The organism is Streptomyces sp. GESEQ-4 (genome assembly GCF_017948455.1).
GTDB lineage: Bacteria > Actinomycetota > Actinomycetes > Streptomycetales > Streptomycetaceae > Streptomyces.
Genome location: NZ_JAFFSU010000014.1, coordinates 106705 through 124334 on the forward strand (window position 1 = coordinate 106705; position 17630 = coordinate 124334).

Consider the following 17630-nt stretch of genomic DNA (forward strand, 5'->3'; position numbering starts at 1 on the left):
GCTCGTTGCTCGTTTAGCTTCGTTCTATCTAAGTGATATCAGATTACCCCACGACAGCAACCCTAACCGCCTCTCAGTCGTCGGTTCTGTTGGGACAGGTGCTGATTCTCACGTCCGTAAAAGCCCGGATCGCACGCCCTTTGTCACATACGGCGGTGTTAGCTTTCTGAGCTGACCTGAGCGTGCAACCTGTGTGACAGCCGACGACGGAAGCGGAGCAGACGGAGCCATGGGACGAGCGGAAGAGAGACGAGCGCGGCAGCGCGGTGGCCACCGCGCCGCGCCCAGGCGCCGCTCGCGTCGAGCGCCGGGGAAGAACGACGGCAAGAGCTTCATACGCCGGCTGTTCACATGGAAGAAGCTCCTCGGCACGTTCCTCGGCGTCTGCCTGCTCGGCATCGGCGGCTTCATCGTGCTGTACCTGGTCGTCGACGTCCCCGACGGCAACGCGGCGGCGCAGGCCGCGAAGTTGCAGAGCAACGTCTACAAGTACAGCAACGGCGATGTCATGGCCCGCGACGGCAAGGTCAACCGGGAGATCGTGGACCTGTCCAAGGTGCCCAAGGACGTCCGGAACACCTTCGTCGCCGCCGAGAACAAGACCTTCTACAAGGACGCCGGCATCGACCTCAAGGGCACGGCCCGCGGTGTGTTCAACACGCTGTCCGGCAAGGGCGCCCAGGGTGGTTCGACGATCACCCAGCAGTACGTCAAGAACTACTACCTCAGCCAGGAACAGACGGTCTCCCGCAAGCTGAAGGAGATCGTCATCTCCTTGAAGGTGGACCGCCAGTTGTCCAAGGACGACATCCTCGCGGGCTACCTCAACACCAGCTACTTCGGCCGCAACGCCTACGGCATCCAGGCCGCCGCGCAGGCGTACTACCGGGTCGATGCCGAGGATCTCTCGGTCGAGCAGGGCGCCTACCTCTCCGCCCTGCTCCAGGCCCCGAGCACCTACGACTGGGCCGTCGCCTCCGAAACCGGTAAGACACTGGTGAAGGAGCGCTGGAACTACGTCCTGGACAACATGGTCGAGATGGACTGGCTGGACTCCAGCAAGCGGCAGGCCATGGAGTTCCCGGTGCCGGAGCCACCGAAGGCCGCCGCCGGGCTCGAGGGGCAGAAGGGCTATCTGGTCGAGCTCGCCAACACACAGCTCGAGAACCAGCTGATGAAGGAAGGTCTCTCCCGCTCCGAGGCGGAGTCCCAGGTGAAGGGACAGGGCTGGACCATCACCCTGAACATCGACAAGAAGAAGCAGGCTCAGCTGGAGAAGGCGGCCAAGACCCAGCTGATCAGCAAGCTGGACCCCAAAAAGCGGCCCGTCGACGCGGACATCCAGGCGGGTGCCGTCTCCGTCGATCCCAAGACCGGCAAGATCGTCGCCCTCTACGGCGGTGCGGACTACTTCAAGCACTACAGCTCCAACGCGACGAGGACGGACTACCAGCCCGCGTCAACGTTCAAGCCGGTGATCCTCGCCGCCGCCCTGGAGAACAAGGCCAAGACGCAGGACGGCAGGACGATCGGCGCGCGCACGGTCTACGACGGCACGAGCAAGCGGCCCGTCGTGGCCGACGGCAAGAAGATCGGTTTCGCCCCGCCCAACGAGGACGACGTCGACTACGGCGACGTCACCGTCCAGACGGCGACGAACAAGTCCATCAACTCGGTGTTCGCGCAGATGGGCATCGACGTCGGCTTGGACAAGATGATGGAGACGGCCACCAAGCTCGGCATGGACACCGGGGATCTGACACCGCGGGCCTCACACACCCTCGGCACCATGGGCGCCAGCCCACTGCAGATGGCCGCGGTCTACGCCACCCTCGACAACCACGGCAAGAAGGTCACCCCGACCCTCGTCGCGTCGGCCGAGCAGAACGACCGGACCATCAAGATGCCGGACCCGATCGGCGAGCAGGTGATCAGCCGGGAGGCCGCCGACACCGTGACCTCGGTACTGACCGGCGTGGTCGACGACGGTACGGCCCGCAAGTCGGTGCGCGACAACCCGGCTCGCGACGGTCAGGAGGTCGCCGGCAAGACCGGTACCTCCGACTTCGGCAGGTCGGCCTGGTTCACCGGCTACACGCCGGACCTGGTGACCTCGGTCGGATTGTTCGGCGAGGCTGCCAAGACCAAGGGCAAGATCGAGGAGGGCGACCAGGTCGACATGAAGGGCGCGACCGGCACCCTGCCGGGCAAGGGCAGGGTCAACGGCGGCGGGATCCCGGCCCAGATCTGGGCGGCGTACATGTTCGGCGTGACGAAGACGGACGCCGAGTTCGACCTGGACACCACCCAGGGCGCGGGCGTCGAGCCCTCCGTGTCCCCGACGCCATCGCAGTCGCCGATCGAGACGCCGAGCAACGAGCCGACATCCGAGGAGCCGACCAGCGAGTCCCCGACGACCTCGCAGCCGCCGAGCCAGACGCCCTCACAGACCCCGTCCCAAACCCCGAGCCAAACCCCGAGCCAGTCGCCGACGACATCACCACCACCGGAGGACGGCGACCCGGAGGACCCGATCGACCCAGGTCTGGGGCAATAGGAAAGTGGGGCGCCCGTGAAACACCGGGCGCCCGGTCCCACCTAGGGGCGCGGGGAACTGCGCGACCAGCCCCCACGACCCGCAGCCGCGCAACAACACTGGGCCCCCCGAACGGAGCGCCTACCGCCCATTCACCTCGTGGGCGATCCGATCCCCGATCTCCTTGTCGATGTTGCGCCAGTACTGCACAGCACGCTCCACCACCGGCCGCGTAACCCCCTGCTTCAGGTGCCCGCTGACATTGGAGACCAGCCGCCCGCGGGCAGCGTCATCAAGGACCTGCCGAACCATCGTCCCCGGCTGCCCGAAATCGTCGTCCTCGCGATGCAACTTGTACGCCTCCCGCACCATCTCCCCCGCCGCCTGCCACCCCGCGACATCCCCGAACTGCTGAACCGCCGCGGCCGGACCGCCGTACGAGTTGGGCGCGTACGGCGCACCCGTGCGGGCGGGCTCGTACCGCATGGGGCCGTCCTTCGCGTACGAGTTGACCGCCGACCGGGGTCGATTCGGCGGCAGCTGCGCATAGTTGGGACCGATGCGATAACGGTGCGTGTCCGGGTACGAGAAGAGCCGGCCGAGCAGCATCTTGTCCGGGGACGGGCCGATGCCCGGCACCAGGTTGGACGGCTCAAACGCGGCCTGCTCGATGTGGATGAAGTAGTCCTCGGGGTTCTCGTTGAGGGTCATCCGGCCGACCTCGATCAGCGGGTAGTCGCCGTGCGGCCACACCTTGGTCAGGTCGAACGGGTTGAACCGGTAGTCGGGGGCGTCCTCGAACGGCATCACCTGCACATGGACCGTCCAGGACGGGTGCTCGCCGCGCTGGATCGCCTCGAACAGATCCCGGCGGTGGCAGTCCGCGTCCTCGCCCGCGAGCCGGTCGGCGTCCGCCTGGGTGAGGAAGTCGATGCCCTGGTCGGTCTTGATGTGGTACTTGACCCAGAACTTCTCGCCGCCGCCGTTGACCCACATATAGGTGTGGGAGGAGTACCCGTTCATGTTGCGGTACGTCTTCGGGATGCCCCGGTCGCCCATCAGCCACGTCACCATGTGCGCGCTTTCGGGGGAGAGGGTCCAGAAGTCCCACTGCATGTTGTTGTCGCGCAGCCCGTTGTCCGGGCGGCGCTTCTGGGAGCGGATGAAGTCCTGGAACTTCTGTGGATCACGGACGAAGAAGACCGGCGTGTTGTTGCCGACCAGGTCGTAGTTGCCGTGCTCCGTGTAGAACTTCAGCGCGAAGCCGCGGGGGTCGCGCCAGGTGTCGGGGGAGCCGTGCTCACCCGCGACGGTCGAGAAGCGCGCCAGCATCTCGGTGCGCTTGCCGGGCTGGAACAGGTCGGCCTTGGTGAACTGGCTGACGTCATTGGTCACTTCGAAGATTCCGTATGCGCCACTGCCCTTGGCGTGCACCACACGCTCCGGGACCCGCTCCCGGTTGAACTGGGCCATCTTCTCGATGAGGTAGTGGTCCTGGAGCAGGATGGGACCGTTGGACCCGATGGTCAGCGAGTGCTCGTCGCTCTCCACCGGGATCCCGTGGTTGTCCGTGGTGTACGGAACCTGCTGGGGTGTCTGCGTCACGAGCGTCCTCCCGTCTTGCATGGGGGATCGGTCAGGTCGCTTCGCTCACGCCAGCCAGTCAACTCCGTCGTCGGGACAACGGCAACATTTGGATCTGGTCTAAGTCCGGTTCAGCTCGAACCAGACCACCTTCCCCGTGCTCAGCCGCGTCGCTCCCCAGCGCCGGGCCAGCCGGTTCACCAGATACAGCCCGCGTCCGCCCTCGTCCGTGGCCCGTGCCTGCCGCAGCCGCGGCAGCTGCGGCACATCGTCACCGACCTCGCAGCGCAGTACGTCGGTGCGCAGCAGCCGGAGCGTGATCGGCCGGGTCGCATAGCGCACGGCATTGGTCACGACCTCGCTGACCAGCAGCTCCACCGAGTCGGTGAGCTCCTCCATGTCCCAGCGGGCGAGCGCGCGCCGGGCCAGCCGCCGGGCCTTGCCGGGCGCCATCTCCTCCGGCTCCAGGAACCAGTACGCCACGTCGTTGGGCGCGATCCCGTCGAAGCGGGCGGCGAGCAGCGCGATGTCGTCGTCCCGGTCGCCGGGGCCGAGCATGTCGAGCACCTCGTCGCAGAGCGCCTCCAGCGGCGGCGGATGGTCGGGCCCGGTCAGCTGCGCGGTCGCGGCGAGCTTCTCGCGCAGCTGCTCTATGCCGGTCCACACGTCCCGCAGCCGGGACTCGACCAGCCCGTCCGTATAGAGGAGCAGGGTCCCTCCGGCGGGCGCGTCCAGCTCTACGGCCTCGAAGTCGACGCCGCCGACACCGATGGGCGCGCCGGGCGGCACCCGCAGCACCTCGGCCCGACCGCCGAGATGCAGCAGCACGGGCGGCGGATGGCCGGCGTTGGCGATGGTGATGCGGTGCGACACCGGGTCGTAGACGGCGTACAGGCAGGTCGCCATGCGGTCGGTGCCCAGGCGCTGGGCCTGTTCGTCGAGGTGGTGCAGGACCTCCTGCGGCGGCAGGTCGAGCCCGGCGAGGGTCTGCGCCGTGGTGCGCAGCTGGCCCATGATCGCGGCGGAGGTCATGGAGTGCCCCATGACGTCGCCCACCACGAGCGCCACGCGGCTGCCCGGCAGTGGGATGGCGTCGTACCAGTCGCCGCCGACGCGCGCGGTCTCGGCGGCCGGGAGATAGCGGGACGCCAGCCGTACGCCGGTGGCCTTGGGCAAGTTTTCGGGCAGCATGGTGCGCTGCAGCTCGTCGGCGATGTACGCCTCACGGCCGTACAGCACCGCCTTGTCGATGCCCAGCGCGCTGTGCGTGGCCAGCTGGGCGGCGACGAGGAGGTCGTCGGGCTCGAAGGCCATGCGTTCCGGGCGGCGCAGGAAGAGCGCGGCGCCGATGACCCGGCGCCGGCCGCGGAGCGGGGCGAGGATGGCGCGCTGGCCGCCGGGGACGGCCACGTCCTCGCCGAGGAGTTCGGGCAGCGCGGCGCGGGCCGCGGGGGCGTCGGCGAAGACCGGGCGCACTCCGCGCAGCACCTCGTTCAGCGCGCCGCCGGGCAGTACCTCGCACAGGTCCGCGCCGGCCGGCGTCAGATCCGTCGGCTCGGCCTGCGGCACGGGCCCGAAACCGCCCTCGGTGTCCCGCTCCTCCGGGATCCGGTCGGTACGGCGCAGCCGCAGCACCACCGGGCCGGTGGGCCGCTCGTCGCCGACCGGCAGCGGGTCGCGCAGATAGACCAGGATCGCGTCCGAGAACGTCGGTACGGTCGCCCGGCACAGCCCCATCACGATCTCGTCGAGGTCGATGCCGCGGGCGATCCGCCGGGTCGCGGCGCCGACGAAGCGCAGCCGGTCCCCGTCCCGCCGCATCGGCGTGGGCCGGCCGGGCGCCACCCCCTGGCCGGTACGGCGGTCCTGGCGGGACATGTCGTCTTCGGTGCCGTGCTGAACAGCGACCCCCTCGGGAACGGGCCGCGGACGGTGGTGATCCGGCTCGACGGCTGCGGGCTGGGAGTGCTCCGTGTCACCGGCAGGCGTGCCCGCGGGCGGCGTCTCGCCGGTGCGGGCCTGTGCCGGTAAGGCGGAGGCGCGCGCCCCCGCACCGGGGGTACGCAGGAGCGCCCCGCGGGGGTCCGTGGGGCCGGCGCCGGTCTCAGGGCGCTCGAAGGAGGTCGGCTGCTCCGTCACGCGTGTCGAATCCGTCCGTCCGGGGCCATGACTGCGCGCCAGGCGCGCAATGCGTCCCGCCGAAATGCCGATACCCGGAATACGTGCCCCAGGAACGGAATTCCCGCGTGATGAAAGGCTGTTCCTGTGCCACCGGCGGACGGACCGTGGTCCGTACCGGTGTTGCCCTCGTACCCCTCGCTCACGTCCTGCCGCCCCTCGGTGACGTATGGTCAGGCCCGGCGCATGTGCCGGAAGTTACTGCTGTAAATCACTTGTGGAGGACGATCCTACGGTTGTGGCCCGGGGGCGCATCAAGGGTCTCATGTGGACACGTGCGCGGGCGTGCAGTGCCAGTCCTCCGGCAGTGACGGTACAGCCCAGGACGGATCCGGGCGCCAGTGCTGCCAGCCGTCCGAGAACGGCGGCCCCCAGGCGCGGATCGTCTCCACCGCCGACCGGCCCGCTGCCCGTACCCGCTCGGCGCCTTCGGCGTCCATCAGTCCGTCCCGCTGGGCCTGCGCGAACTCGTCCTCGTCCCGCCAGTGCCAACTGCGGTCCGGGTGGACGGAGATGTCCAGAAAGTGGTCCTCGGAGTCCACGCCGCCGTCCCAACGCGCCAGCGGCTCTTCGAGGTTGACGTACCAGTTCTTGAACCGCCAGCCCGGCTCCCAGAACAGCCACACCGACCAGGGCTCGCCCGGCCGCGCCAGCTTCAGCACACCGGTACCGAACCAGCGGTCGCGCCGCACGGTCCGCGGCTTGGTGTAGCGCGACCGCAGCGGCTCCTGGTGGACGGGAGTGCCGTCGGCGAGCACCGGCCTGACGCACTCCGTGCCGGGCGCCAGCCAGACGGCGAGAATGTCCGCGTCGTCCCGGACGACGGTCACGGGGCGGGCGATGTGGAAGCGGTCGCCGGCGTTCTCCCGGTAGCGCCACAGGATCCGGCTCCCGGGCGCCCAGAAGGCCGTCGTACCGTCCGCTTCCACTCGTCTCACCGCTCCGTCGTCTGGCATGCACAGATATTAGGTGTCACAGGCATACGACGCTGCGGTGCGCGTCACGGTTCACGCGGGCGGAACCTTTGGTTACGGGTGCGTCATGCGCAGCACGTCCAGGGCCTCGTCCAGTTGCTCCACAGTCAGGTCGCCCCGCTCCACATACCCGCTGTCCAGCACCACTTGACGGATCGTCTTCCGTTCCGCGAGCGCCTTCTTGGCGACCTTGGCGGCTTCCTCGTACCCGATGTACTTGTTCAGCGGGGTCACCACGGAGGGTGACGACTCGGCGTACTCGCGCGCCCGCTCCCGGTGCGCGACGATCCCGTCCACGGTCCGGTCCGCGAGCAGCCGGGAGGCGTTGGCAAGCAGCCGGATCGACTCCAGCACGTTCTTGGCGATGACCGGCAGCATGACGTTCAGCTCGAAGTTCCCGGCGGCCCCCGCGGTGGCGACGGTGGCGTCATTGCCGATGACCTGGGCGCTGACCATCAGGACGGCTTCCGGAATGACCGGGTTGACCTTGCCCGGCATGATCGAGGACCCGGGCTGCAGGTCGGGCAGGCTGATCTCCGCGAGCCCGGTCCGGGGCCCGGAAGCCATCCACCGCAGATCGTTGGCGATCTTGGTCAACCCCACGGCGATGGTCCGCAGCTGCCCGCTCGTCTCCACGATCCCGTCCCGCGCGCCCTGCGCCTCGAAGTGGTCGCGGGCCTCGGTGAGCGGAAGCCCGGTCGCCCTCGCCACTTCCTCGATGACGGCGGCGGAGAAACCGGGCGGGGTGTTGATGCCGGTGCCGACGGCGGTGCCGCCGAGGGGCAGTTCGGCGAGGCGGGGGAGGGAGGCGTACAGCCGCTCGACTCCGTACCGGACCTGGGCGGCGTATCCGCCGAACTCCTGCCCCAGGGTCACCGGCGTGGCATCCATGAGATGCGTCCGCCCCGACTTCACGACGTCGGCGAACTCCTCCGACTTGCGGGTGAGGGAGGCCGCGAGGTGTTCGAGGGCGGGGACGAGGTCACGGGTGACGGCGGCGGTGGCGGCGATGTGGATGGAGGACGGGAAGACGTCGTTCGACGACTGCGAGGCGTTGACGTGGTCGTTCGGATGCACGGCCTTGCCCAGCCGCTCACTCGCCAGCGTGGCGATGACCTCGTTGGTGTTCATGTTGGACGAGGTCCCCGAGCCGGTCTGGAACACGTCGACCGGGAAGTGCTCGTCCCACCGCCCCTCGGCGACCTCACGGGCCGCCTCCTGGACCGCCTCGGCGACGTCCTCGTCGAGCACCCCCAGCCGTGCGTTGACCTTCGCCGCGGCTCCCTTGATCCGCGCGAGCGCCTCGATGTGCGCGCGCTCGATGCGCTGCCCGGAGATGGGGAAGTTCTCGACGGCGCGCTGGGTCTGGGCCCGCCACTTGGCGTCCGCCGGGACGCGGACCTCGCCCATGGAGTCGTGCTCGATGCGGTAGTCGCTCATACCGGCTATAGCGATCGGGGGCGCCGCGATGTTCCGGGACTGGGGCCGAACGGCGACCCGGCTGCTCACCGGGCGAGCACGGGGTGATGGTCGGACAATGAAAGGTCGAGGGGGGAGATCCACCACCCCACAGGAGGCAGGACATGCGCCCCAACCTCAGGCGACTGGCCACGTTCGGGACCTGCCTGGTCGCAGCCGTCGCTCTCGGCGCCTCACACCCCGTGTCCGCCACCGACGGAGACGAGGACTTCACGCTCTACGCCAGGGAGGTCCCCGGCGACGAGGAAGGGGAGGGCGGAGCGCCCGCCCTCGGAGACTCCTTCTCCTTCGCCGACGACCTCTACCGCACCAAAGGCGGCGAGAAGGTCGGCCGCGACGGCGTGACCTGCACCATCGTCCGCCTCGGCAATCCGGGCGACCTGCAGTGCGTCGGCACCTTCGCGCTGTCCGGCGGGTACCTCACCGGTCAGACACTCATGCAGTTCGACCCGGCGAACGAGTCGGCGGAACTGCCCCCGTTCGACATCGCCATCACGGGCGGAACCGGCGACTACGAAGAGGCGCGCGGTTCCATCCGCTCGACCGACGACGGGGAGTACTCGAAGCTGGACTTCCGCGTCAGGGGCTGAACTGCAGTGCCGCGGGGGCGAAGGCGCTACGCCAGCCCGGGCCCCCGCACCGGAATCGACGTGAACGTGGGCGCAGGTGCCGGGTCCTGGAAGAAGTCGTTGCCCTTGTCGTCGACGACGATGAACGCCGGGAAGTCCTCGACCTCGATCTTCCAGACGGCCTCCATGCCGAGCTCCTCGTACTCGACGACCTCGACCTTCTTGATGCAGTCCTGGGCGAGGCGGGCGGCCGGGCCGCCGATGGAGCCGAGGTAGAAGCCCCCGTGAGCGTCACATGCGTTGGTGACCTGCTGCGAACGGTTGCCCTTCGCCAGCATCACCTTGGACCCGCCCGCCGCCTGGAACTGCTCGACGTAGGAATCCATGCGCCCGGCGGTGGTCGGCCCGAAGGACCCGGACGCGTACCCCTCGGGCGTCTTCGCGGGCCCCGCGTAGTACACCGGGTGGTCCTTCAGGTACTGCGGCATCTCCTCACCCGCGTCAAGGCGTTCCTTGATCTTGGCGTGCGCGATGTCACGGGCGACCACCAGCGGCCCGGTGAGCGAAAGCCGGGTCTTCACCGGGTACTTGGTCAGCTCGGCGAGAATGTCGTCCATCGGCTGGTTGAGGTCGATGCGCACCACGTCGGAGGCCTCGTCGAGATGCTCGTCCGTCGTCTCCGGCAGGAACCGCGCCGGATCCGTCTCCAGCTGCTCCAGGAAGACACCCTCCGCGGTGATCTTCGCGACGGCCTGCCGGTCGGCCGAGCAGGACACGGCGATGGCGACCGGGCAGGACGCACCGTGCCGCGGCAGCCGCACCACGCGCACGTCATGGCAGAAGTACTTGCCCCCGAACTGCGCCCCGATCCCGATCTTCTGCGTCAGCTCGAAGACCTTCTCCTCCAGCTCCTTGTCCCGGAACCCGTGCCCGAGCGGCGAGCCCTCGGCCGGGATCTCGTCCAGGTAGTGCGCGGAGGCGTACTTGGCGGTCTTGAGGGCGTACTCCGCGCTCGTACCACCCACCACGATCGCCAGGTGGTACGGCGGACAGGCGGCCGTACCCAGCGAACGGATCTTCTCCTCCAGGAACTTCATCATGGAGGCCTCGTTCAGGACGGCCTTCGTCTCCTGGTAGAGGAACGACTTGTTGGCCGAGCCGCCGCCCTTCGCCATGAACAGGAACTTGTAGGCGCCGCCGTCGGTGGCGTACAGCTCGATCTGCGCGGGGAGGTTGGAGCCGGTGTTCTTCTCGTCCCACATGGTGAGCGGGGCCATCTGCGAGTACCGGAGGTTGAGGTTCAGGTACGCGTCGTAGATGCCGCGGCTCAGCGCCTCCTCGTCCCCGCCCTCGGTCAGCACGTTCTGCCCGCGCTTGCCCATGACGATCGCCGTGCCGGTGTCCTGGCACATCGGCAGCACGCCCGCCGCCGCGATGTTCGCGTTCTTCAGCAGGTCCAGGGCCACGAACTTGTCGTTGCCGGACGCCTCGGGGTCGTCGATGATGCGCCGCAGCTGGGCGAGGTGCGCGGGCCGCAGATAGTGCTGGATGTCGTGGATGGCCTCCTCGGCGAGCTTGCGCAGCGCCTGAGGCTCGACCTTGAGGAAGGTGCGCCCGTCGGCCTCGAAGGTGGAGACACCCTCTGAGGTCACCAGCCGGTACGGGGTGTTGTCCTCTCCCATGGGGAGCAGATCGGTGTACGCGAACTCAGGCATGTCGCCCATTCCTCACTCGACAGACGCGACGGCTGACCTCCATCGGCAGCGCCCACCAGCGTAGAACCTGCGTCGGCGGCGGAGCTTGTGAGGTAATCCTCAGTTGGGGTAGTCGCGATCTATCGCGTTTGGGTACGCTGCTGTCGTGGACCTTCAGAAGCACACCGCGCCCGCGCAGACCGCGCCCGCCGCCACCGAGCTACGTGCCTCCGACGCCGACCGCGACCGGGTCGCGGACATCCTGCGCGAGGCACTCGCCGAGGGCCGCCTCACCGCCGACGAGCACGCCGAGCGGGTCGAGGGCGTGCTGGCCGCCAAGACCGTGGGCGAGCTGGACGTCTTCATCCAGGACCTGCCCGCCGCCCACCAGCGCCGGATGCCCCCGGCCGCCGCCCCCAACCGCCCCACCGCCGGCGCCATCCCGGTCGACCCCGATGACAACGTGGTCGCGGTGTTCAGCAGCACCGTCCGCAAGGGCCGCTGGCGCGCGGGCCGCCGTATCCACGCGTACGCGATCTTCGGCAGCGTGGAGATAGACCTCAGCGAGGCCCTCTTCGAGTACCAGCAGGTCGTGATCAAGGCCATCTCGGTCTTCGGCAACGTCGAGGTCCGCGTCCCGGAGAACGTGTCGCTGCGCGGCACCGGCGGCGGTGTCCTCGGCAACTTCGAGGTGGACACGCTGGATTCGACGGAATCGCAGGCGCCGGTCGTCTACGTCGACGGCTGGGCCGTCCTCGGCAACATCGAGGCAAGGCCCAAGCGGGGCAAGCTGGTTGCCGACATCCTCGACCGGGTCCAGCGCAAGGTCGACAAGGGTTTGCGCAAACATCTGGATCATTGACGGTTGTGAACCGGGGCCTGATCCAAGGGGATTCGATCAGTCTCCGGCGCCGCACGGCATCGCGCACGAAGCGCCGTATTCCAGCGGTTCGGAACACAGTGCATAGGCGTACGCACAGCGGGTATCCCTTGCTGCATCGTCTCTCGCTCGCGAAGCCGTCGTCAGGAGTAGACCGTGCTGCAACCGCCGCATTCGTCCCTGCAGGTAGCTGCCGCTCCGGCGCCGCGGGTGCCAGTGCGAGACAGGGACCAAGACGCGCCTTGGCACACCGAGGCGGTGTGCCGGCGCGACGAGGCCGGCCTGTTCTTCGCCCCCTCCAAGGAACCCACCGCCGCACGCCTCTCCCGCGAGGAGGCCGCCAAGCGCGTCTGCGCCCGCTGCCCCGTCATGGTCGAGTGCCGCGAGCACGCACTGCTGCAACCCGAGCCCTACGGCGTCTGGGGCGGCCTCACCGCCGCCGAACGCCGCGTGGTCCTGGCCAGGCGCCGCCGCCGCGACATGGAACTCAAGAAGGCAGCAAGGACAACAACGGACCGCATAGCCCAGGCAGGCTGAGCAACAAAGAAGGGCGCCCCCACCGCACCGGGGGCGCCCTTCTGATTCCGGGGGAGTGGTCCGACCCCCGAGCTATTTGGCGCGATCAAAGTCAATCGCGCTATAAGCCCGCAGCTTGCTCAACCGATGCTCGGAATCAATCCTCCGCACCGTCCCCGACTTCGACCGCATCACGATGGAATCAGTCGTCGCGTTCTCCGACCGATACCGCACCCCCCGCAGCAGCTCCCCATCCGTGATCCCCGTCGCCACAAAGAACACGTTCTCCCCGGACACCAGGTCGTCGGTCATCAGCACCCGGTCCAGGTCATGCCCCGCATCCACCGCCCGCCGCCGCTCCTCGTCATCCTTGGGCCACAACTTGCCCTGAATGGTCCCCCCGAGGCACTTCACCGCACAGGCCGAGATGATCCCCTCCGGCGTCCCGCCGATACCGAGCAGCATGTCGACCCCGGTGCCCTCGCGCAGCGCGTAGATCGACCCCGCGACATCCCCGTCCGAGATCAGCTTGATCCGCGCACCGGCGTCCCGGATCTCCTTGATGATCCCCTCGTGTCGCGGCCGGTCCAGGATGACCACGGTCACATCCTCCGGCGTGGACCGCTTCGCCTTGGCGACCCGGCGGATGTTCACCGAGACGGGCGCGTCGATGTCCACGAAGTCGGCCGCCTCGGGCCCGGTGACCAGCTTGTCCATGTAGAAGACGGCGGACGGGTCGAACATCGACCCGCGATCCGCGGCGGCGAGCACGGCGATCGCGTTCGGCATGCCCTTCGCGGTCAGCGTGGTCCCGTCGATCGGGTCGACGGCGATGTCGCACTCGGGTCCGGTCCCGTCACCGACGCGCTCCCCGTTGAAGAGCATCGGGGCCTCGTCCTTCTCACCCTCGCCGATGACGACGACGCCGTTCATCGACACGGTGGAGACGAGGGCCCGCATGGCGCGCACGGCCGCACCGTCGGCGCCGTTCTTGTCGCCGCGCCCGACCCAGCGGCCGGCGGCCATCGCCGCGGCTTCGGTGACCCTGACGAGTTCCAGGGCGAGGTTGCGGTCGGGGGCCTCGGAGGGGACTTCGAGTTCGGACGGCAGATGATGATGGTTCTCGGTCATCGACACGCACCTTTCTGATACGACGACGGCCGGATGAGGGTATGGCGACGACTCTATCGCCCGACCGACAGAATGAGCAGGGGACCCCACGGATGAGCAGGCCAGGGCACCTGCGACGATAGAGGGCGTGGCAGGTTCGAACGGAAAGCAGAAGACGGTCCGGGACATGGTCCTCTCCCTGGGCCTGATCGGGATCATGGCGGGGGTCATCTACCTCTTCATCCCGCACGACGACTCGGAGCCCGACCTCAAGCGGGTGGACTACCGCGTCGAGCTGCTCACGGCGCGTCGTGCGGCGCCGTACCCGGTGGTCGCGCCGGAGGGCCTGCCGAAGACCTGGAAGGCGACCTCCGTCCGCTTCCAGGGGGACGAGTTCGAGACCTGGCATCTCGGCTTCCACACTCCCGACGGTGAGTACGTGCAGGTCGAGCAGTCGACTCAGAAGCCGTCGGCGTTCATCGACGACTCCACGCAGGGCGCGGAGGCCGCGGACAAGAAGCAGGAGATCGGCGGCCGGACCTGGACCCGGTACACCGGCGGCCGGTACGACGCGCTCGTGCACCAGGCCGACGGGGCGACGACCGTGGTGGCGGGCACGGGCTCGTTCGAGCTGCTGACCGAGATGGCGCAGGCGCTCAAGACGAAGTGAACGTACGAAAGCCCCCGGCGGTGGTGCTGCCGGGGGCTTTCGTCATGTCTGGGATGTCTGCACGACGCGACGTCTATCGTGCCGTCCGTCAGACGGTCGTGACGACCTGCTCGTACGGCAGTCGCGGGGAGCGCGGGAACCAGGCGTCGTCGCCCGGCTTGCCGATGTTGACGACCATCAGCGGGGTGTGGTCGTCGTCCAGGAACTCCTTGCGGACGCCGTCGAAGTCCAGGCCGGTCATGGGGCCTGCGGCCAGACCGGCGGCGCGGACGCCGATGATGAAGTACGCGGCCTGGAGGGCGGCGTTGAGACCGGCGGCACCCTCACGGGCGGCGCGCTCGGCGAAGAAGACGTCCTTGGCCTGCGGGAAGTGCGGGAAGAGCTCGGGCAGCTCCTCGTGGAACTCGTTGTCCGCGGCCAGGATCGCGACCAGCGGGGCGGTGGCCGTCTTCGGCTGGTTGCCCTCGGCCATGTGCTGCACCAGGCGCTCGCGGGCCTCGGCGGAGCGGACCAGGGTGACGCGCAGCGGGCTCTGGTTGAAGGCGGTCGGGCCGTACTTGACCAGGTCGTAGATCGCCTGGACCTGCTCTTCGGTCACCGGCTCGTCGGTGAAGGTGTTCGCGGTGCGGGCCTCGCGGAACAGCAGGTCCTGGGCGGCGGGGTCAAGAACGAGAGTCATACGTGAACCTTCTCGGTGTGTGCGTCGGCCCCGGAAGCGGACCGTGGACCGGTTGACGTCCCCGACGGTACGCGAGTGAAGTTCAACGTTCAACAAAAAGCGGGGCGTGGTGATCCGCTTCACAGTTCACCCAGGCTTTTTACTCGGAGTCGCCCTCGGTCCCCGCCGCTTCCTCCTCGGCCAGCGCCGCGTCCAGCCGGGCCCGCGCACCGTCCAGCCAGCGCCGGCAGACCTTCGCCAGCTCCTCGCCCCGCTCCCAGAGCGCGAGGGACTCCTCCAGCGTCGTACCGCCCGCCTCCAGCCGCCGTACGACCTCGATCAGCTCGTCGCGAGCCTGCTCGTACCCCAGCGCCTCGCCCGCGGCCACGCTCTCCTCCACCTTGCTGGTCATGCGCCCACCCTATGCATCGCTTCGTGCGTCGACTCGTACGGAGAACTCGCCCTCGGCGACCCGCGCGCGCAGTGCCTCGTCCGCCGTCACCTCACCGGGATCCCGGACCACATGCCCGTCGGCCTTCTGCAGCACCGCATAGCCCCGCTGCAGGGTCGCCGCGGGGGAGAGGCCCACCACGCGCGCGTGGGTGTGCGTCAGCTCCGAGTCGGCGCGGTCGAGGAGGTGGCCGAGGGTGCGCCGGCCGCGGTCGGTCAGGGACGCCACATGGTCGGCCCGCTCGTCGATCATGCGGTGCGGATCCTCTATCGACGGCCGGGCCAGCGCATGCGCGAGCCCCCGCTCCTCCCGCTCGATGAAGGCCTCGACACACCGCCGAGCACGGTCACGCAGCAGCCGCACCCGCTCGTATTCCTCTCCCACGTCCGGTACGACCTTCTTGGCGGCGTCGGTGGGAGTGGAGGCGCGCACATCGGCGACGTGGTCGAGGAGCGGGTTGTCGGGCTCGTGTCCGATGGCGGACACGACGGGCGTACGACAGGCCGCGACCGCCCGTACGAGCTGCTCGTCGGAGAACGGCAGCAGATCCTCCACGCTGCCGCCGCCCCGCGCGACGATGATCACGTCCACGTCGTCGATCGCGTCCAGGTCCTTCACCGCCTGCACGACCTGCGGCACGGCGTGCACGCCCTGCACGGCGACGTTGCGCACCTCGAAACGGACGGCCGGCCAGCGGTGCCGGGCGTTCTCCAGCACATCCCGCTCCGCGGCGGAGGCCCGCCCGCAGACCAGCCCGATGAGCTGCGGCAGAAAGGGCAACGGCTTCTTCCGCTCGGCGGCGAACAGCCCTTCCGCGCCCAGTGCCTTCTTCAACTGCTCCAGCCGCGCGAGCAGTTCCCCCACCCCCACGGGCTTTATCTCGGCGGCCCGCAACGACAACTGCCCCCGCGGCGCGTACCACTCCGGTTTCGCCAGTACGACGACCCGGGCGCCCTCACTCACCACATCGGCGACGGCATCGAACACCTGGCGATAACACGTGACGCTCACGGAGATGTCGTACGACGGATCCCGCAACGTCAGGAACACGACCCCCGCCCCCGGTCGCCGCGACAACTGTGTGATCTGCCCCTCGACCCACACCGCCCCGAGCCGGTCGATCCAACCCCCGATGAGCCGCGACACCTCACCGACGGGCAGCGGCGTTTCCGCGGACGTGTTCAAGGCCATGCCGCGAGCGTAACGGCCACCGCCGACAGCACACCTCGCCAGTCGTGTCGAGCGCGGCCTTACGATGGGACGCATGACTGCTTCGCCTGGCCGCCGTGTCCTGCTCGCCGCCCCCCGGGGCTACTGCGCGGGTGTGGACCGCGCCGTGATCGCCGTCGAGAAAGCCCTGGAGCAGTACGGGGCTCCCGTCTATGTCCGGCACGAGATCGTCCACAACAAGTACGTCGTGCAGACCCTGGAGAAGAAGGGCGCCATCTTCGTCGAACGGACGGAGGAGGTCCCCCCGGGGAACATCGTGATGTTCTCCGCGCACGGCGTCGCCCCCGTCGTCCACGACGAGGCGGCGCGCGGCCGGCTCGCCACCATCGACGCCACCTGCCCGCTCGTCACCAAGGTCCACAAGGAAGCCGTCCGGTTCGCCGGCGAGGACTACGACATCCTCCTGATCGGGCACGAGGGCCACGAAGAGGTCATCGGCACGTCCGGCGAGGCCCCCGAGCACATCCAGCTGGTCGACGGTCCCGAGGACGTCGCCAAGGTCGAGGTGCGCGACGAGTCGAAGGTCGTCTGGCTCTCCCAGACGACGCTCTCCGTCGACGAGACGATGGAGACCGTCGACGCCCTCAAGGAGAAGTTCCCGCAGCTCATCTCCCCGCCCAGCGACGACATCTGCTACGCCACGCAGAACCGTCAGCTCGCCGTGAAGGAGATGGGCGCGCAGGCCGAGCTGGTCATCGTGGTCGGCTCCCGGAACTCCTCCAACTCCAAGCGGCTCGTCGAGGTCGCCAAGCTCGCCGGCTCCCGCGAGGCCTACCTCGTGGACTACGCCGACGAAATCGACGAGGCGTGGCTCGAGGGCGTGTCCACGGTGGGTGTCACCTCCGGCGCCTCGGTGCCCGAGATCCTCGTCGAGCAGGTGCTGGAGTGGCTGTCCCAGCACGGCTTCGAGGACGTCGAGCTGGTGAAGGCGGCCGAGGAGTCCATCACCTTCTCCCTGCCGAAGGAACTCCGCCGTGATCTGCGCGAGGAGGCGGCGACGCTGGTCGCGGAGCGCGGCGGGGCGGGTACGGAAACGGGCAGCGGGACCGGCGCCGGCACCGGTTCCGGCACCTCCGGGGAGTGACCGTCAGTCCACCGTCG

At 68.9% G+C, this 17630-nt stretch carries 15 protein-coding genes; 6 read left to right on the forward strand and 9 right to left on the reverse strand.

The annotated features are described in order from the left end of the window. Positions 1-229: 229 nt before the first annotated feature. Entirely contained in the window at positions 230-2557 is a 2328-nt protein-coding gene (locus KCH48_RS25755) for a transglycosylase domain-containing protein (protein ID WP_210577108.1), read from the forward strand. Between the two features lie 120 nt (positions 2558-2677). On the opposite strand, the gene KCH48_RS25760 is transcribed toward KCH48_RS25755, so the two are convergent. The 4 genes from KCH48_RS25760 to KCH48_RS25775 form a co-directional block, all read right to left on the reverse strand. Then, positions 2678-4141, reverse strand: coding sequence for a catalase (locus KCH48_RS25760; protein ID WP_307840949.1), 1464 nt, complete (start codon positions 4139-4141; stop codon positions 2678-2680). Between the two features lie 99 nt (positions 4142-4240). Continuing rightward, on the reverse strand, positions 4241-6259 hold the full coding sequence (locus KCH48_RS25765; protein ID WP_210577110.1) for an ATP-binding SpoIIE family protein phosphatase: 2019 nt from the start codon (positions 6257-6259) through the stop codon (positions 4241-4243). A 302-nt stretch (positions 6260-6561) separates the two neighbouring features. Next, on the reverse strand, positions 6562-7254 hold the full coding sequence (locus tag KCH48_RS25770) for a DUF402 domain-containing protein (RefSeq protein ID WP_210577111.1): 693 nt from the start codon (positions 7252-7254) through the stop codon (positions 6562-6564). 72 nt (positions 7255-7326) lie between these two features. Then, positions 7327-8712 (reverse strand): aspartate ammonia-lyase, encoded by a 1386-nt coding sequence (locus tag KCH48_RS25775; RefSeq protein ID WP_210577112.1) that lies wholly within the window; start codon positions 8710-8712, stop codon positions 7327-7329. Positions 8713-8855: 143 nt separating this feature from the next. Between KCH48_RS25775 and KCH48_RS25780 the strand changes: the two genes are divergently transcribed. Then, positions 8856-9341, forward strand: coding sequence for a hypothetical protein (locus tag KCH48_RS25780; RefSeq protein WP_210577113.1), 486 nt, complete (start codon positions 8856-8858; stop codon positions 9339-9341). Between the two features lie 26 nt (positions 9342-9367). Here the strand turns inward: KCH48_RS25780 and KCH48_RS25785 are convergent, their stop codons facing one another. After that, on the reverse strand, positions 9368-11035 hold the full coding sequence (locus KCH48_RS25785; RefSeq protein WP_210577114.1) for a fumarate hydratase: 1668 nt from the start codon (positions 11033-11035) through the stop codon (positions 9368-9370). A 145-nt stretch (positions 11036-11180) separates the two neighbouring features. Between KCH48_RS25785 and KCH48_RS25790 the strand changes: the two genes are divergently transcribed. Beyond that, positions 11181-11876 carry a DUF1707 domain-containing protein gene (locus KCH48_RS25790; protein ID WP_210577115.1) on the forward strand — a complete coding sequence of 232 codons (696 nt, stop codon included), beginning with the start codon at positions 11181-11183 and terminating at the stop codon, positions 11874-11876. 174 nt (positions 11877-12050) lie between these two features. Beyond that, a complete protein-coding gene (locus tag KCH48_RS25795; RefSeq protein WP_210577116.1) occupies positions 12051-12431 on the forward strand; it encodes a WhiB family transcriptional regulator in 381 nt (126 codons plus the stop codon). 72 nt (positions 12432-12503) lie between these two features. Here KCH48_RS25795 and glpX read toward each other — a convergent pair whose 3' ends face one another. After that, the gene (glpX, locus tag KCH48_RS25800) at positions 12504-13541 is read right to left on the reverse strand and encodes a class II fructose-bisphosphatase (protein WP_210577117.1); all 1038 of its coding nucleotides are present in this window, start codon (positions 13539-13541) and stop codon (positions 12504-12506) included. A gap of 127 nt (positions 13542-13668) precedes the next feature. Between glpX and KCH48_RS25805 the strand changes: the two genes are divergently transcribed. Beyond that, entirely contained in the window at positions 13669-14190 is a 522-nt protein-coding gene (locus KCH48_RS25805) for a DUF4245 domain-containing protein (RefSeq protein WP_210577118.1), read from the forward strand. A gap of 88 nt (positions 14191-14278) precedes the next feature. Here KCH48_RS25805 and KCH48_RS25810 read toward each other — a convergent pair whose 3' ends face one another. The 3 genes from KCH48_RS25810 to xseA form a co-directional block, all read right to left on the reverse strand. Next, positions 14279-14869 (reverse strand): malonic semialdehyde reductase, encoded by a 591-nt coding sequence (locus KCH48_RS25810; protein ID WP_210577119.1) that lies wholly within the window; start codon positions 14867-14869, stop codon positions 14279-14281. A gap of 139 nt (positions 14870-15008) precedes the next feature. After that, positions 15009-15260 (reverse strand): exodeoxyribonuclease VII small subunit, encoded by a 252-nt coding sequence (locus KCH48_RS25815; RefSeq protein WP_210577120.1) that lies wholly within the window; start codon positions 15258-15260, stop codon positions 15009-15011. 9 nt (positions 15261-15269) lie between these two features. Next, on the reverse strand, positions 15270-16490 hold the full coding sequence (xseA, locus tag KCH48_RS25820; protein WP_210577121.1) for an exodeoxyribonuclease VII large subunit: 1221 nt from the start codon (positions 16488-16490) through the stop codon (positions 15270-15272). A 64-nt stretch (positions 16491-16554) separates the two neighbouring features. Between xseA and KCH48_RS25825 the strand changes: the two genes are divergently transcribed. Then, complete coding sequence (locus KCH48_RS25825) at positions 16555-17613, forward strand: 4-hydroxy-3-methylbut-2-enyl diphosphate reductase (RefSeq protein ID WP_210577122.1); 1059 nt, start codon at positions 16555-16557, stop codon at positions 17611-17613. Positions 17614-17630 lie beyond the last annotated feature (17 nt).

Bases quoted from the DNA above. Each gene is read 5' to 3' on its own strand.
- glpX (WP_210577117.1), bottom strand. From the start codon at position 13,541: ATGACCGAGAACCATCATCATCTGCCGTCCGAACTCGAAGTCCCCTCC.
- KCH48_RS25785 (WP_210577114.1), bottom strand. From the start codon at position 11,035: ATGCCTGAGTTCGCGTACACCGATCTGCTCCCCATGGGAGAGGACAAC.
- xseA (WP_210577121.1), bottom strand. From the start codon at position 16,490: ATGGCCTTGAACACGTCCGCGGAAACGCCGCTGCCCGTCGGTGAGGTG.
- KCH48_RS25770 (WP_210577111.1), bottom strand. From the start codon at position 7,254: ATGCCAGACGACGGAGCGGTGAGACGAGTGGAAGCGGACGGTACGACG.
- KCH48_RS25815 (WP_210577120.1), bottom strand. From the start codon at position 15,260: ATGACCAGCAAGGTGGAGGAGAGCGTGGCCGCGGGCGAGGCGCTGGGG.
- KCH48_RS25775 (WP_210577112.1), bottom strand. From the start codon at position 8,712: ATGAGCGACTACCGCATCGAGCACGACTCCATGGGCGAGGTCCGCGTC.
- KCH48_RS25755 (WP_210577108.1), top strand. From the start codon at position 230: ATGGGACGAGCGGAAGAGAGACGAGCGCGGCAGCGCGGTGGCCACCGC.
- KCH48_RS25780 (WP_210577113.1), top strand. From the start codon at position 8,856: ATGCGCCCCAACCTCAGGCGACTGGCCACGTTCGGGACCTGCCTGGTC.
- KCH48_RS25825 (WP_210577122.1), top strand. From the start codon at position 16,555: ATGGGACGCATGACTGCTTCGCCTGGCCGCCGTGTCCTGCTCGCCGCC.
- KCH48_RS25810 (WP_210577119.1), bottom strand. From the start codon at position 14,869: ATGACTCTCGTTCTTGACCCCGCCGCCCAGGACCTGCTGTTCCGCGAG.